The organism is Vibrio sp. YQ_11 (assembly GCF_043103065.1).
In the GTDB taxonomy this organism is placed as follows: domain Bacteria; phylum Pseudomonadota; class Gammaproteobacteria; order Enterobacterales; family Vibrionaceae; genus Vibrio; species Vibrio parahaemolyticus.
This window is the reverse complement of the sequence record NZ_JBICJM010000005.1, coordinates 56,459-73,225: the sequence shown is the minus strand read 5'-3', so window position 1 is coordinate 73,225 and position 16,767 is coordinate 56,459. Positions and strand designations below refer to the sequence as shown.

Annotated in this window: 12 protein-coding genes and 2 pseudogenes; 12 read left to right on the top strand and 2 right to left on the bottom strand. The window is 45.1% G+C overall.

Going from position 1 to position 16,767, the window contains the following annotated elements:
- The first annotated feature begins 61 nt into the window (after positions 1-61).
- The 4 genes and pseudogenes from ACF8EG_RS00825 (at position 62) to ACF8EG_RS00810 (ending at position 3,842) form a co-directional block, all read left to right on the top strand.
- A complete protein-coding gene (locus ACF8EG_RS00825; RefSeq protein ID WP_024702149.1) occupies positions 62-745 on the top strand; it encodes a spondin domain-containing protein in 684 nt (227 codons plus the stop codon).
- A gap of 9 nt (positions 746-754) precedes the next feature.
- Positions 755-1,524, top strand: a pseudogene (locus ACF8EG_RS00820) (spondin domain-containing protein).
- A gap of 188 nt (positions 1,525-1,712) precedes the next feature.
- Positions 1,713-2,444 carry a response regulator transcription factor gene (locus tag ACF8EG_RS00815; protein ID WP_017447250.1) on the top strand — a complete coding sequence of 244 codons (732 nt, stop codon included), beginning with the start codon at positions 1,713-1,715 and terminating at the stop codon, positions 2,442-2,444.
- A gap of 24 nt (positions 2,445-2,468) precedes the next feature.
- Positions 2,469-3,842, top strand: coding sequence for a sensor histidine kinase KdpD (locus tag ACF8EG_RS00810; protein WP_031850544.1), 1,374 nt, complete (start codon positions 2,469-2,471; stop codon positions 3,840-3,842).
- A 27-nt stretch (positions 3,843-3,869) separates the two neighbouring features.
- Here the strand turns inward: ACF8EG_RS00810 and sodC are convergent, their stop codons facing one another.
- Positions 3,870-4,385, bottom strand: coding sequence for a superoxide dismutase family protein (gene sodC, locus ACF8EG_RS00805; protein WP_005499824.1), 516 nt, complete (start codon positions 4,383-4,385; stop codon positions 3,870-3,872).
- Positions 4,386-4,929: 544 nt separating this feature from the next.
- On the opposite strand from sodC, the gene ACF8EG_RS00800 reads away from it, so the two are divergent.
- The 8 genes and pseudogenes from ACF8EG_RS00800 to ACF8EG_RS00765 all read left to right on the top strand — a co-directional run bounded on the left by ACF8EG_RS00800 (position 4,930) and on the right by ACF8EG_RS00765 (position 15,469).
- A complete protein-coding gene (locus tag ACF8EG_RS00800) occupies positions 4,930-6,336 on the top strand; it encodes an aminotransferase class V-fold PLP-dependent enzyme (RefSeq protein WP_069505456.1) in 1,407 nt (468 codons plus the stop codon).
- 63 nt (positions 6,337-6,399) lie between these two features.
- Positions 6,400-7,332 (top strand): transporter substrate-binding domain-containing protein, encoded by a 933-nt coding sequence (locus ACF8EG_RS00795; protein WP_031850543.1) that lies wholly within the window; start codon positions 6,400-6,402, stop codon positions 7,330-7,332.
- Entirely contained in the window at positions 7,329-9,653 is a 2,325-nt protein-coding gene (locus ACF8EG_RS00790) for a bifunctional diguanylate cyclase/phosphodiesterase (protein WP_069505454.1), read from the top strand. The genes ACF8EG_RS00795 and ACF8EG_RS00790 overlap by 4 nt, the downstream gene beginning before the upstream one ends.
- A 212-nt stretch (positions 9,654-9,865) precedes the next feature.
- Entirely contained in the window at positions 9,866-11,059 is a 1,194-nt protein-coding gene (locus ACF8EG_RS00785; protein WP_005478319.1) for a glycine C-acetyltransferase, read from the top strand.
- Between the two features lie 165 nt (positions 11,060-11,224).
- Positions 11,225-12,256, top strand: coding sequence for an L-threonine 3-dehydrogenase (gene tdh, locus ACF8EG_RS00780; protein ID WP_005478141.1), 1,032 nt, complete (start codon positions 11,225-11,227; stop codon positions 12,254-12,256).
- A 735-nt stretch (positions 12,257-12,991) separates the two neighbouring features.
- Positions 12,992-13,646 (top strand): annotated as a pseudogene (locus tag ACF8EG_RS00775) (fimbria/pilus outer membrane usher protein); the annotation flags it as partial.
- A complete protein-coding gene (locus tag ACF8EG_RS00770) occupies positions 13,643-14,611 on the top strand; it encodes a spore coat U domain-containing protein (RefSeq protein ID WP_069505681.1) in 969 nt (322 codons plus the stop codon). The pseudogene ACF8EG_RS00775 and the gene ACF8EG_RS00770, both read left to right, overlap by 4 nt.
- A gap of 141 nt (positions 14,612-14,752) precedes the next feature.
- Entirely contained in the window at positions 14,753-15,469 is a 717-nt protein-coding gene (locus tag ACF8EG_RS00765; protein ID WP_069505683.1) for a carbonic anhydrase, read from the top strand.
- 83 nt (positions 15,470-15,552) lie between these two features.
- Here ACF8EG_RS00765 and ACF8EG_RS00760 read toward each other — a convergent pair whose 3' ends face one another.
- Entirely contained in the window at positions 15,553-16,650 is a 1,098-nt protein-coding gene (locus ACF8EG_RS00760) for a mechanosensitive ion channel family protein (RefSeq protein ID WP_005462887.1), read from the bottom strand.
- Positions 16,651-16,767 lie beyond the last annotated feature (117 nt).

Sequence of the window (16,767 nt, the reverse complement as noted above, 5' to 3'; positions counted from 1 at the left end):
AGCCAACAAAAGACGATGTTCAAGGGCTTGGGTTTCACTCTCATAAAAGGATGGATTCACAATGAAAAAACGTACCCAACTTAGTCTTGTCATGACGTCTGTTGCTCTGGCGGTTGGCGCGGCATCAGCTCAAGCGGCGGAACTAGAAATTACGGTTACCAACGCAACCAAAGGCATTTACTTTACACCGCTTATCGTCGCGGCGCATGGCTCAGATCTACATATGTTTAAAGTCGGAGAATCCGCCACATCAGAGCTTGAAGCGATGGCTGAAGGTGGGGATATTTCTGGATTATCGACCGTGATTGGCAACGCAGGCGGCGCAGTCGTAGAAAATCCTGCGGGCGGTATTCTCAATCCGGGTGCTGCGACCACGTTTACTTTGGATAGTGGCGATCACGGTTACCTCTCACTTAGCGCGATGTTATTGCCAACCAATGATGGTTTTGTCGGTTTAGACAGTTGGAAAATTCCAACCGAAGCGGGCACTTACAAAGCGACCTTGAACAGTTACGACGCAGGCACCGAAGCGAACGACGAGTTAGCGTCCAGCATTCCTAATCCTCCTTTTATTACCTTCGGTAGCGGTGGTACTGGCGTAGAAACGGCGGTGAGCAACGACAAGGTTCACATTCATCCGGGTAATTTGGGTGACAGCGATCCAGCTGGTGGCAAGAGTGATCTCGATAGCAGTCATCATCGTTGGTTAAACCCAGTTGCAACCATCACAATTGTTGTGAAGTAAGGAGGAGGTATGAAATACAAAATCTTACTGGTAGCGGCCTCTGTCGGAGTGCTCGCTGGTTGTCCGAATGATGACGATAATGATGTCGCGAAGTCATACCGATATACGGTGAATGTCGAGAACTTAACGGCGAATCAACCGATGTCTCCGCTGGCGGTGCTGACTCACAATAGCAATTTTCAGCTATTCGAAATTGGTCAAAGTGCGTCGGTTGAGTTAGAACACTTAGCCGAGGGTGGCAGCAATGCCGAGCTGATTGCTCTGATGAACAGTGACGACAACGTCTACCAAGGTGTCTCTGGTAACGGTTTGCTGCTGCCGGGCTCATCGGACGAAGTCACCATCACAGTCAATCCTCATCGTTATGGTTATTTGTCGCTGGCTTCGATGCTCGTGAACACTAATGATGCCTTTGTTGGCGAAACGGGATTATCGCTCAAGTCACTCGCAGTGGGTGACAGTTACGAGATGAACATGAACGTGTGGGATTCTGGCACAGAGCTTAATGATGAATTGGCAGCCACGACTCCCGGCCCTGCGGGTGGCGGAGAAGGATTTAACTCAACCCGAAACGATATGAATGATGCGGTCGCGTTTCACGCCCCGGCCCTGCGGGTGGCGGAGAAGGATTTAACTCAACCCGAAACGATATGAATGATGCGGTCGCGTTTCACGCTGGGGTCATCAGCCATGATGATGGACTGGCGGATTCAACCTTGTCGGCAAACCATCGTTTTCTAAATCCTGGAGCGAAGGTCACGATCACGCGCGTTGAATAACTCATCTGCTCTGGTGGCGGATCCTTTCCTAAAAGTGTTTGTTCATGCTTTTATCCCTCATTCCACCACCAGAGCACTTTTTGACCTTGTGGGAATCTGACCTTGTTGAAAGCTGACCTTGTTGAAAGAAATACGGCTTCGTCCCGGTCATTTGCAGAATGAGGCGTCTCCCAGACAAGGAAAGGATCATGGAACGGCATACAACCAACGTGGTGGCGAACATATTGTTGATTGAAGACGATGATGACTTGGCCGAACTGGTTCAAATGCATCTCAAGTTTCAGGGGCATCAAGTCAGTCGAGAATCCAGCGTTGCAGCGGGTAGAAATACTTATCAGCAGCAGTCGTTTGATTTGGTGATCCTCGACAGAGGTTTACCCGATGGTGATGGTTTAGATATCTGCCATCACTTGCGTCAACAGCAAGATTGGACGCCAGTTTTGGTGTTGACTGCAAGAGACGGTGAGATGGATAAAGTGGATGGATTGGAAGCTGATGTCGACGATTACATCACAAAGCCGTTTAGTGTTTTAGAGTTTCAAGCTCGGGTGAGAAATGTACTTCGGCGCGTTAATCAAGTCGCTGAAAAGCCGACTCCAGAAAAAGCAGAAGATGGGGCACTTAACTTTGGTGACTTGAAGATCATTCCCCAATTGCATCAGGTTTCGCTCAACGATAAAAACGTCGCGCTGACGGCAACCGAATTTACCTTGCTACAGTTTCTCGCCACTCGTCCCGGTCGAGTCTACAGTAAGGACGAGCTGTTGGATCATGTCTGGAACACCAATCATGCAGGGTATCATCACACGGTTTGTAGCACCATTAATCGCTTGCGCAGTAAGCTGTCGTTGTCGGACTCAGAGCATCATTTTATTCAAACGGTTTGGGGTGTTGGGTACAAATTTCAGCCGCGCCCATAATAGGCGGTGTGAGGAGGCGATAGGATGAGCTTCAAATCTCGTTTGGTGGTATTCACCACGGTTTGGTTTTGTTTGGCGATGGCGGCCATTGCGCTGACTTACAATTGGCAAAAAGAGACCATTGAGCTTCGCACCAAGCAAAGCTTACATCAAGATCTAGCCAGTCACATGCGGGATGACAATCCGCTCATGATTGGTACGGACTACAATCCCAAAGCGCTCAAGTCGATTTTCCACACCCTCATGTTGATAGGGCCTGATTTCGAAATCTATTTTCTTGATAGCCAAGGCAACATTACTACGCACGCAGCGCCAGAAGGGACGGAATTGATGGGAGCGGTGAATCTGGCTCCTATTCGTCAGTTTCTCAGTGGTGAACCTTTCCCGATTCTAGGCGATGACCCGCGTAATCGTGATGAACATAAAGTATTTTCTGTCGCAGCGATAGAGGAGCTTGGCTCAGCCATTGGTTATTTGTACGTGGTGATCGGGAGTTCTCGTCATACGGCCATTGCCAATGCTCAAGTGGATTCGCCGTACTTGGCGCTTGCGGGTTTAGTGCTTATTTCGATTTTAGGTTTCGCTTTTGGCTCATATTTCTTGGTTAAGCGCAGCTTGTTAAACCCGATTGAACGTGTGACCGATCAACTGCAAAAACAAGCCGAACACGACTTTCGCCTACAACCGGATTTTGCACATCAAGTGCCGGAGCTAGTACCGATTGCTCGTTCTTATCAATTGATGGCAAAACACATCCAGCAGCAATTTTTGCAACTTGAATATCAATCCTCTCATCGCCGCCAAAGTCTTTTGCAATTGAGCCACGATTTAAAAACGCCGCTTTCGAGTGTGCTTGGATATTTGGAAACTTGGCGTTTGCAGCATCCTGACCCCGATCCGCTCATTGAAGTGGCGTTTCGCAACAGTGAAAAACTCTCCCAGCAATTGCACGCTCTGTTGGATGTGGCAAAACAAGAAGCTCCGCTGCCGAGCTATGAGTATTTTCCGATTGATATTAGCCAACTAATGGCAGAATGCGCCGAAACCATGCAAAGTCAGTTTCAACGTAAATGCGTGACGTTGAACATTACCGTAGACGAGCCACTCCAAGCGATAGGGGATAAGGGATTATTAGAACGATTGATATTGAATTTATTGGAAAATGCTCTTCGGCATAGTCCGTCGGATGCGACCGTGAGTTGCGATGTAAAACGGGGCGATAATACATCTCAAGTTCGTTTTGCTTTTTCCAACCAAATAGAGCTGAATGCGCAAGCTGGCGCGCTAGGCATTGGTACTAAAATTGTCCAGTCCATTTTAATGCTGCATCACAGTCATCTTGAAACCGATGTGACATCGCATCAGTTTACACAACGATTCACACTTCCTGCCGCATGAGGAAGTGTGAATCAGACAGATCATGATTTAATCGATCACGCCACACACAATGCGTGCACCGCCGCCACCTAATTTGGCTGGTTGATCCGAGTGATTGTCCCCACCGGCATGAATCATCAAGGCTCTGCCTTTTAAATCCGACATTTTGAGGCGCGGAGCTAAAACCGGTTGGCTGGCGTTTCCTTCCATGTCGGCGTACAACGCTGGCAGATCGCCAAGATGGTTACCATCGGTCCATGGAAAACCATGTTGGCCCGTATTGTCTGGGTCATGATGGCCGCCCGCACCGCCACCTACTACGGTTTTACCGTCCTTTTCTGCACTGTCACAGGATGGGTTAGCGTGGACGTGAAAGCCATGTAGTCCGGCAGGAATTCCTGACAGATTTGGCGTGAATACAATTCCGTAGTCACTCTCTGATAATTCCACCGTACCGACGGCTTGGTTAGTACCCAAATCGGTCATGGTGATTGATTGGGCCAACGCGTTTGGTGTCATTACGAAAGCAGCCGCCGCTGAGATGCACAGCAATCCTTTTAACATGCGATTTCCTTCTTTATAAAGTATTCATTTGAGCGTATATCCAAGTGGTTTGTTCTCGCAGCTAAGAGTTAGACCGTACATTTGTTTGAACTACTTTAGATCTCGCTATATATGATCTAAAAATTAACTGTTCATTTAAACATCAAGCCATTTTATGAAACTTAACATATTGAGATTACTTGGCTATAAAAAGAATAGTCGCAGTTGAACAAATATGACGCTGAATTTTCTAATTAATACAAAGTTAAATTTTTAATGAATTTATAACAAGGCTCACTGCTTGTTTATAGATAAAACTATTATTAAGCGTTTGTCATAAAAATAGTCAATTTAATGAATATTTTAATATGTATTCAGTTGTTCATTGGTTGGAAGCGAAACTGTTGCTTATGTCATCAAATAAGCTAAAAAAGTGGAACTAAAGTCACTTAATAGCAGAGTAAAAAATTAAAGTCTGGTTTGAATAGGTAATAATGTTTTAGTAACAGATAGTTACGCGTTTAAAAATTAATAATATGGCTAATTTCCGACAAGGATCGAAAAAATGAGCGACAAGGATTCTATTCAGACTAATCGCAGCCGACGTAATTTTCTTAAAGGCGCAACGGGTGCCGTTGTAGCTGGTGTTGGTGCTTCTGCTTTTTCAGGTGTAGCACAAGCTCGAGAACAGAAAATTGATTGGAGCAGCCGCGGGCTAGGTAGAAAGCACGATAAGCGTTTTTGGCGTAAAGTGCAAAAGCAGTTCGTTTTGGATAAACGAACGACTTACATGAACATTGGTACAACAGGCTCAATGCCGAAACATGTTCTTGAAGGCTATGAAGACAACAACAAATTAGTGGCGAAGTATCCATGGGACATGAAAGGTAAGTTTGGTAAGTTCCCTTACGTTTCAGACATGATCGCAGAGATTGCACCAGCTTTTGGCGCAAATGCTGACGAAATCATCTTAAGCCGCAACACGACTGACGGTCTATGTTCGATCATTAATGGTCTGCATTTCGAGCCGGGAGACGTGATTCTTACTACGCACCACGAACACATTGCAGCGACATCTCCGCTGAATGTTGTAAAACACCGCTTTGGTGTAGAAGTCGTGGAAATTCAGTTACCAGTGTTTACGGGTACTGAAGACGTTTCTGAAGCAGACTACATTCAAGCATTCCGTGACGCTATTGAAGCGCACCACAATGTTCGCCTGATTGTGTTCTCTCACATCACATACAAAACCGGTACTGCGCTGCCAGCAAAGGCAATTTGTTCTCTTGCAAAAGAGCACCAAATTCCAACGTTAGTGGATGGTGCTCACACGGTGGGTATGTTCGATCTTGACCTACATGATCTGGATTGTGATTTCTACTCTGGTTCTGGACATAAATGGCAGTGTGGCCCGGGCGCAACAGGCATTTTATACGTGCGCGACAACGGTAATCGTTTGAACGAATACTGGAGCGACCGTGAAAATCCATTGTGGTTGATAAACTCGTCGCTTTCTCATGCGGATTACTTAGGTAAGCAAATCCAAATGCAGTACATTGGTAACGACAACTACCCAGCTAAACAAGCTCTGGCTGATAGCTGTAAAATGTGGGATGAGATTGGTCGTGACCGAATCCAAGACCGCATTCTAACGTTGAGTGACCAATGTAAAACCTCACTCCAAGACGTGCTGCCACATGCGAAAATGTTCTCGCCAAATGTGGAAGGGCTGACGAGTGGATTAACGACGTTCAACCCATTTTATGATGTGACGAACGAAGAAATCCTGACTGAGTTCCGTGACCGTCTGCGTGAAGAATATGGCTACATCATCCGTACAACGAACTTCAAGCTGTACAAAGATGATGGACACGACACGTACGCGCTTCGTATCTCTACACACTTGTTCCATGATGAGCGAGATGTAGAAGGATTGGTCGAAGCGATTGCTGATCTGTACTACTCGTTCTAACGTCGTTGTTTATCACTCAAGCGCCCATTTATGGGCGCTTTGTTGAAGGGAAGGATATACACAATGTCAGTCAAAACACTTAAACGAACCATCACTTCTGTGGCGATTTTTGCCGCGTCCGTGATGTCTTCTTCGGCTTGGTCTAATGACCTGAAAGAAATCCGTGAACGTGGTGTGCTTCGTCATATCGGTGTGCCTTATGCCAACTTTGTTTCTTACATCGAGCAAGGTGAAATGCACACGCTGACAGGATTAGATGTCGATATCGTAAAAGGATTTGCGAGCTCGTTAGGTGTGCGATATGAGTACGTACCGGCTCAATGGAGTGACATGGTCGGTAAGCTGACAGGTCAAGATGTTCAATACCGACACAACCGCGCAGTAGTAGGTGGCAGTGTGCCAATTGAGGGTGATCTGATTGCCAATGGCGTGACGATTTTGGATTGGCGGGAAGAGGTATTGGACTTTTCTCAGGACTACTTCCCATCGGCGGTATGGCTTGTTTCTCGTACCGATTCAAGTTTAAGTCCAATTAAACCAAGTGGTTCGATCGACGAAGACGTCAAGACAGTGAAAGAGTTGATCGATGGACGAGAAGTGTTGGCGCTAGAGCATTCGTGCCTAGACCCAAACCTTTACGACTTGTACGACACGGGTGCCAAAGTGATTTTGCCCGATGGCAAACGACTCCTAAACGAAATGGTACCTGCCATCATGAAAAATGATGCTGAAAGTACCTTATTGGATGTAGCAGACACATTAATTGCTTTAGAAAAATGGCCGGGAGAAATAAAAGTCATTGGCCCTGTTTCTGAAAATCAAAAAATGGCTGTTGCGTTCCGTAAAAATTCACCGGAATTACGCGATGCGTTTGATCGTTATTTAGATTCTATTAAAAAAGATGGGACGTATGAAAAGCTCGTTAAAAAATACTACCCGTCCATTTACTACTTTTATAACGATTACTTCTTAGAAGATAGTAAGAAAATTCGATGAAAAAGGCTGTTAAAAAAATATCCAGTAAAAAGATAATAACGATAAGCGCAATAATCGTTTCTATTTATTTAGCGATACTTATTGTTGTTACAAGTCTTGGACAGAATAAATTAAAAGACTCTCAATATAGAGAGCTGGATTTAAAAGTAAAAAGCTATGCAAGCACACTAGACAACTTATTTACTATCGCAAGTGAAGACGTAGATAATTTATCGAGTGACAAAACCGTTCAAACATTTTTTGCAAACTTAGCATCTGGTATGTCGATGGAATATGGCCTAGGTGCAAGTTTAATCAACTTAAAGCGTAGATTTGATGAGAAGATTGACGGCAAGTTGATCAACAGTAGCAACATCTACAACAAGTTAACGCTGGTGGGCAGTGACGGAACAACCATCGTCACGACTGGCCCAAAAGATCTCAAGCCAATGGATATCCATGATTTGATGACCCAACACGGGCATCCGGAAGAAGTTTGTGCCACTCGTGATGGTGACAACATTCGGATTCAAGTGATTAAGCAAGTCAAATTTTCTGGGAAACCAGTGGCTTTTTTAATTGCGGACATCAATAAAGATATTGTTATTGAGCAATTAACCAATCAAGAGCACGAAGACAGCTACAGTCGTATGGTGCTAAAAATAAAAGATGTTGAAATGGTGGTGTGGGATTCCATCACTAAAAATTCAACCACTAATGCAGATGAGAATCATTTTCTTTCTAAGGTTTTGGATGGGAAAATATATTTCGAAGTGCCAGTGGAACAACATCACTTTAAATTGATGGCATGGTTTGAACCGCTCAACGAGCGAGATATTTTTACTTCTCGACTCTTTATTTTTGGGCTAAGTATTCTCGCCGTGATGATTGTTATTGCGCTGTGTTATGCATTTATCGCAAACAATAATAAATTGGAATTAAAGATTAAGCTTGAGGAAGAGAAAAAGCGTAAAGATATTCTTTCTCAACAAAACCACAAACTCACCAAAGAAATAGAGCGCCGAAAAGCATCGGAGAAAGAGCTTGCATTCCAAGCCAAATACGACACCTTAACAGAATTGCCAAATCGCAGTTATGGCTCAGAACGATTGGCGTTGGAACTTATTCGTGCATCTCGTACGGGGTCAAAAGTATTGGTGATGTTTATTGATTTGGACCACTTCAAACAGATCAACGATTCTATGGGCCATTTTGTCGGGGATGAAATTCTCAAACTCAGTGCTCAGCGTCTTCAAAACGTCGCGAGAAAAACCGATTTGCTCGCCAGAATCGGTGGGGATGAGTTCCTGTTGGTGATTCCAGATTTACCAGATAACGATACCGCGAAGCGCGTTGCTTCGAGTGTGTTATCGGCCTTTAGTGAACCGTTTGTTTGGAATAATCACGAGTTTTTCCTGACGGGCAGTGTCGGCATGTCGGTTTTCCCAGACGACGGTGATAACGCCGAGCAACTGTTGGCGTGTGCCGACATGGCAATGTACCGCGTGAAGCAAGATGGCCGCGATGCGTTCTGTTTCTACAACCACAACATGAACCAAGATCTACAGCGTTACTTGGATCTAGAAAGTCGATTGCGTAATGCGATCTCGAACCAACTGCTCGAAATGTACTATCAGCCAATCATCGAACTGAAAAGCGGCAAAATTGTTGGCGCAGAAGCATTGATGCGTTGGAACGATGAGAAGTTCGGCTTCGTCAATCCAGAAGAGTTCATCTCGATTGCAGAGAAAAACGGATTGATTCATCAACTTGGCGAGTTCGCCATTCAGCAAGCGTGTTATCAAGCAGCACAGTGGCAATCCATTTCGCCGTTGTTTGTATCGGTGAACTTCTCTAGCGTTCAATTCCGCTATTGTGATCGCTTATTGGCGTTCATTAGGCAAAGCTTAGAAGAATCGGGTTTGCCTGCTGAGCAATTTGATGTCGAGGTAACCGAGAGCTTGTTGTTTAACCATGATGATGAATTGGTAGACATGCTGGATAACCTACGTGCGCTTGGTACCAAACTGACGATTGACGACTTCGGCACGGGCTATTCTGCACTGAGTTACTTGCAGAAGTTCCCGTTTGACCGTCTGAAAATCGACCGCAGTTTTATGCAAAACGTGTTTGAGAACGACTCTGATCGTGAACTGGTCAACGTGATCATTGCTATGGCCAAAGCCTTGCGTCTTAAAATTGTCGCAGAAGGTATCGAAGAGCAACGCCATGTGGATTATCTCAACGAGCTAAACTGTGAGTTCGGCCAAGGTTTCCACTATAGCCGCCCTGTGCCAGCGAAGGAGTTTGAGCAACTTCTAAACCAACCTACTTGGTCATAACTCCTTTCAATACAACCTCATAGAAAAGCATTGATGTTATTTGTTCCTCAAATTCATTAATGCTTTTCCACCTTGAGGGATAATCGTTTTCCTTTCCTTGTTTTACACTACAATTAATTGATAGCTGATGGCCTGTGACGCCCGTCACGTAAAGGCTAAACCAAATTCGAAATGAGTGAAAACTCGTCAAAACAACTAGGAAGGAATTGCGAATGTCTTCTGCATTTTACCAACAGATTCAACAGCAAATTGAAGAAGTGAAGGCTGAAGGTCTTTACAAAGCAGAGCGTATCATTACCTCTCAACAGCAAGCCGCTGTTAAAATCTCGACAGGTGAAGAAGTACTGAACTTTTGTGCGAACAACTACCTAGGCCTAGCAAACCATCCAGCGCTTATCGAAGCAGGTAAAGCTGGCATGGATGAGCACGGCTTCGGCATGGCATCAGTACGTTTTATCTGCGGGACTCAAGACATCCACAAAGAGCTAGAACAAAAGCTTTCTAAATTCCTCGGTAAAGAAGATACGATTCTTTACACCTCTTGCTTTGATGCAAACGCAGGTCTGTTCGAAACCATTCTTGGTAAAGAAGATGCGATCATTTCTGATGCACTGAACCACGCATCAATCATTGACGGTGTTCGTCTATGTAAAGCAATGCGCTTCCGTTACTCAAACAACAACATGGAAGAGCTAGAGCAACAACTGATCGCAGCGAAAGAAGCAGGTGCTCGCCACATCCTTATCGTAACGGACGGTGTGTTCTCTATGGATGGCGTAGTAGCAAACCTTCCAGCTATCTGTGACCTAGCAGAGAAGTACGGCGCATTGACGATGGTTGATGATTCTCACGCAGTTGGCTTCATGGGTAAAACGGGGGCAGGTACGCACGAGCACCACAACGTGGTTGACCGTATCGACATCATCACTGGTACGCTAGGTAAAGCAATGGGTGGCGCTTCTGGCGGCTACACATCTGGTAAAGCGGAAGTGATTGACTGGCTACGTCAGCGCTCTCGTCCATACCTATTCTCTAACTCTGTTGCACCAGCAATCGTAAACGCTTCTATCCGCGTTCTAGATCTACTAGAAGAAAGCGGCGACCTACGTGACCGTCTATGGGAAAACGCAGCGCATTTCCGTGCTCGTATGGAAGCAGCAGGTTTCACAATGGGCGGCGCAGACCACGCGATCATTCCAATCATGTTGGGCGATGCAAAAGTTGCAGCGGAGTTCGCTGAGCGTGCTTTAGAAAAAGGCATCTACGTAATCGGCTTCTCATTCCCTGTAGTACCAAAAGGCCAAGCGCGCATCCGTACTCAAATGTCAGCAGCGCACACTCGTGAGCAGCTAGATCGTGCGATCGATGCGTTCATCCAAGTTGGTAAAGACATGGGCATTATCTAAGTTCGATATCTCTCATGTTGATGCGGTTTGATGACAAAGGCTTGCCCAAATCTCCGTTGGAGCAGGCTCATTGGGTTAAGCCTTTTATCCCGCATTGTTGAGTGATGATGAACCTTATAGAGATTTTTTGTTTCGCACTGAGCGGGGCAATATTTGGTGAATACTATGAAAATTAAAGCACTATCAAAGCTAAAGCCTGAACAAGGCATCTGGATGACTGAGGTTGATAAACCTGAAGTTGGCCATAACGACATTCTGATCAAAATTAAGAAAACTGCGATTTGTGGTACAGACGTACACATTTACAACTGGGACGAATGGTCACAAAAAACCATTCCAGTACCTATGGTTGTTGGCCACGAATACGTGGGTGAAGTGGTCGCGATTGGTCAGGAAGTTCGTGGCTTTGAAATCGGTGACCGTGTATCTGGTGAAGGTCACATCACGTGTGGTCATTGTCGTAACTGTCGTGGCGGTCGTACTCACCTATGCCGTAACACTATCGGTGTGGGTGTAAACCGCGAAGGCGCATTTGCAGAATATTTGGTTATCCCAGCGTTCAACGCGTTCAAGATCCCAGACGAGATCTCTGACGATCTAGCGTCTATCTTTGACCCGTTTGGTAACGCAGTACACACCGCACTTTCTTTCGACCTTGTGGGTGAAGACGTGCTGATCACAGGTGCTGGCCCAATAGGTATTATGGCGGCAGCGGTTGCTAAACACGTTGGTGCTCGTCATGTGGTTATCACAGACGTAAACGAATACCGTCTAGAGCTTGCTCGTAAAATGGGCGTAACACGTGCAGTAAACGTGGCTGAAGAGAAGCTTGAAGATGTAATGGCTGAACTAGGCATGACAGAAGGCTTCGACGTAGGTCTTGAAATGTCGGGTAACCCAGCTGCATTCAACTCAATGCTAACAACAATGAACCACGGTGGTCGTATCGCTCTGTTGGGTATTCCGCCATCAGACATGGGTATTGACTGGAACCAAGTGATCTTCAAAGGTCTGGTTATCAAAGGCATTTACGGCCGCGAAATGTTCGAAACGTGGTACAAGATGGCTTCACTGATTCAATCTGGTTTGGATCTATCGCCAATCATCACGCACCACTACAAGATTGATGATTTCCAAGAAGGCTTTGACGTCATGCGCTCTGGCATGTCGGGCAAAGTTATTCTTGATTGGGAATAATCAGTTCTAGTAAGAAAAGCGCTCCAAAAGGGGCGCTTTTTGTTTTCAGCCCTAAACCACCTACTTCAGTAGGTGGTTATCATTCGTTGCGGCTTTGCCTAATTCCCAAATTTCTTACTTTTGTATCGTACTCACCAGAAGTAAGTCAAAGCACTTCAGTACACATCTTCAACGAACTCAATAGTTTTGTTTAGTTGCACTCTATAAGTGATGCCATAAATTTAGTGTTGGAGAGTGAAGAGAGACTGCGGTGCCACATCGAGGTTCTGGTCTAGGCCCCCTTTTAGGGGGCTCACACAAAGCCACCTTCTTTAGAAGGTGGTAATTTACTTATTTTAGCTCTATCTTTTTCGTCCATTTTCTTAATTTAAGCCTAGAATTTTACTGCCGTTTAATAACCAATTTCCTGCTCGACTCTGTTCAAATCGACTTTATTTTCTTCTGAAACTTCAGCAAAGCTTCACTTTCCGTATTTAGAATAACCAAATTACTTTTTTATTTTTAAGGGCATTTTGTGGTTTTATATCTCGTAAAAGTTGTCTTTTGTGGTTATTTATTTTTAAAGTGTGCCTGTTTTTATACCTAACTTACTTCTTTTATATGTTTCGTATTTTATATGCACTTAGTTTGTAATGCTTGAGCTATAACTAATAAAACAATCATCGATATACAGTGGAATGTTAGAAAATGGAGCTTTATATGGGCTTTGTTGCTTAATTCATAGAGAAACCATGCCTGCCCCATCGTGCCTCGTGGGCTCAGTTTCGAGGAGGGCTCAATGGTACCAGTGGGAATTATGATTATTTTGCGGAAATAGCGGGTTCAGTCTCGACATTGGATGGCAAAATCTTCCCTGCTAACGAAGTGTATGACAGCTTTGCCGTGGTCAGCACCAGTGGTTTTGACGGTATTCCGGTTAAATATGAAAACCAAATTGTTGGCGTGACTGACGAGGATGGCTATTTGCTAGTGCCTTGGGCTACCGCGTATTACACCGCCAAATATGAAATTGACCCACTCACTTTACCAGCGAATGCGGCATTTTCGACGACAGAGCAGTTCGCTTCGATACATGCAGGTTACGGTTATTTATTAGAGTTTCCCATTGAGCTGCAAATTGCATTGAGTATGACCGTTGTGGATGAAAATCACCTAGTCCTGTCGCTTGGCACGTTTGGGCGTTCAGAGACAGGATTAGTCAGTCAAATTGGGTGGGATGGGTTTACCTACTTTGAAGGCATTGATCCGGGCAGTTACATTCTGTTTTATCCTCAAGGGCAGTCACCATGTAAAGTTTCAATTGAAGGGTTGTATGAGCGCGAGAGTCAAAAAAATACAAACACTGAATAGTCAGGTTTGCCTCAAAACAGAAGATGAGGCGGCACTATGATTTTGCATCGCTGGCTGGCTAGTCTACTTCTCTTTTTCTCGTGCTCGACAATAGCTTGTCAGCTCACTGCGCTAACACCTTCAATCCAGTTTGGCAATGTTTCTTCATTTACGGTGTCGAGCACTCAGCAACAAAGTTCAGCTCAGCCTCATGCCGGGATAACGTGTGACTTTTCGACACTTGTGTCGTTGTTGAGTGGCGACTATGTGTCCGTCACATTTACCAGCCTCAATGGTGGGCAGATGACCACCCAAGGAGATGCCAGTTCGGTAATTAACTATCAGATCTTTGGCGATTCAAGCCTTTCACAAGAGTATGTTTTTGGCCAATTGCACACCTTCACAGACACCGACTTGTTAGATTTGTTGGGGCTGTTTGGAGACCAAGTTGAGTTCCCTCTTTATGCTCGGACGGGAGCTGGAAGTAACCTTTCGGCCGGAATTTATACAGACCAAATTATGGCGTCTTGGAATTGGAATTACTGCAAGGGCGTAGGTCTACCAGGAGTATGTATTATGCGGACTGAGGGGAGTGCTCAAAGTACTATTACGGTCGAGTTGGAAGTGACTCCCGACTGTATGATCACCGCGCCGGATATTGATTTTGGTTCATCCCCATTGGTGGCGGGCTTCGATCCCGTTAGTCAGGTTATATCGTTAACTTGTACCAAGAACAGTTCCTTCACCATTGGTTTAAACGATGGCGTAAATGCTTCAGGAGGCCAACGAAGGATGGCATCTGATGGTAACTATTTGGATTATGAAATCTATAAGTCTTCATCGACGGAGCGCTGGGGCTCGGCTGGTGCTGAGCGCCGCGAACAGAGCGATGTCGATACTGGCGATGCCATTCCAGATGGTATTACTCCACAGAACTACAATTATCGCGCGCAGATAATGACAAGCCAAAATACCCCTCCAGCGGGCACTTATACCGACTCAATAATCGTTGATGTTCAATTTTGAGCATCATATCAATTGCATGACTAGAGGAGTTGATTCCAAAGTTTGTTTGCAATCATAGTTTCCACTCTGTAACGACCGAATCCTGTGAGATTAGTATGGCTTTGCTTTTACAACACTTCACTTGAAGGGATAAGGAAAATCATGAAAAAGTCACTTACAGCGATTGGATTGTCTTTGGTATTCGTTGGTTCGGCCAACGCAGCAAACTGGGGTTACGAAGGAAGTCACGGACCAGAGCATTGGGGCGAGTTTGCTTCTGAATGTGCGCAAGGTAAAAACCAAAGCCCGATTGATATTCATTCGGCAACGCAAGCTGAATTAGCAAAACTGCAATTGGATTACCAAGGCAAAGTGGTTGCACTAACAAACAATGGTCACACATTGCAAACCAGCATTGAGGGAGAGAATGTTCTGACCATTGATGGCAAAGCGTTTGCTTTAAAGCAGTTTCATTTCCATACACCATCTGAAAACCATGTCGACGGCAAATCTTACCCATTGGAAGCGCATTACGTCCATGCCGATGAGCAAGGCAATTTAGCAGTAGTGGCGGTATTTTTTGAACAAGGCAAAGCCAATCCGGCGTTGGCTAATCTGCTAGAAAATGTACCGGAAAGAGATCAAAACGTAGCGATTCGCGCTCCTTTCGATGCAAACGCGTTGATTCCTAGCGACAAAGATTACTACCGATTTAACGGCTCGTTGACCTCGCCACCATGTTCAGAAGGCGTGCGTTGGCTTGTGATCAAAGATCCACAAAGCATTTCGGCAGAGCAAATTGCGCAATTTGAACACGTCATGGGGGAAAACAATCGTCCAGTTCAACCGCTCAATGCTCGTATGGTTCTTACCAAATAACCGATGTTTTTTGAGGTTTGGTAAGCCCGAAATAAAACAAAGCCCACTCAATGTTGAGTGGGCTTTGTGTGTTTAAGAGCGAATTAAAAACCGCTGTCTTCTTGATTTTTCGCCATTTGAATCGGGTCGAGCTTCAGTGTTTGAGTTGGGAACGCTATATCTGCGTTGTGCTCTTTAATGATGCCGACGACTTTCAATAAGACATCTTGTTTCACTTCGTGGTATCTCACCCAGTTCACGGTTTTCGTGAAGGTGTAGATAAAGAAGTTCAACGATGATGGGCCAAAGGTATCAAAGTTCACAATCAAGGTTTGGCGCGTATCGATGTCTTTGTGATTCTTTAACATTTCGCGCACTGCGGTGATGATTTCTGGCACTTTGTCGGCATCATCGTAACGCAAGCCCACCACTTCGTAGATTCGACGGTTTAGCATTCGGGAAGGGTTTTCAACCACGATGTTGCTAAACACGGAGTTCGGCACATAAAGTGGGCGTTTATCAAACGTGCGGATGCTGGTCATGCGCCAACCAATGCGCTCTACGGTGCCTTCGATTTGACGATCTGGAGAGCGAATCCAATCGCCTACTTTGAATGGACGATCGAAGTAAATCATCAAACCACCGAAGAAGTTCGACAGCAAATCTTTTGCAGCAAGACCTACGATTAAGCCACCCACACCACCAAACGTCAGCAGACCAGACAGAGACAAGCCAAATGCCTGCATGATGGTTAATACGCCGATAGTGATGATGAATAAGCGCCCAACTTTTGCGATGGCTTGAACGGTGGTTTCGTCTCGGTTTTTCTGTTCCAGAACGAAATCTTCGATATTGGTGATCAGTCGCATGACGGTCCATACGAAGACGCTGATAATAAGAATCAGCTTGAGCGTGCTCAGCCAGTTGATCTTGTCATTCAGTTCGCTTTCTAAAATGATGCCGAGTGACACCGTAGCAGGCCAACACCAAATGAGTGTGCTCACTGGCGCTTTGAGCGCATCAAGCAACATGTTATCCCAATGAAAAGGGGTTTTCTCGACAAGAATTGCAAGACGGGAACGGATCACTCGCCAAGCGATCCATGCGATAAAACTGGCTAACGTGATAAAAAGAACACTTCCGCTCCAATCCTGACTATGCGCTTGTACATAGTTTTGTAAATCGGTAAACCACTGTGACATAAGTAACTTTTATTTCTGATGAACCATGGTGGGAAAGGTAGCAGATATTGAAGTATCACCCCAGTAATTTCCGGGATTTCATCCATTTATCACTATTATCTGATGAATTTTGAATCG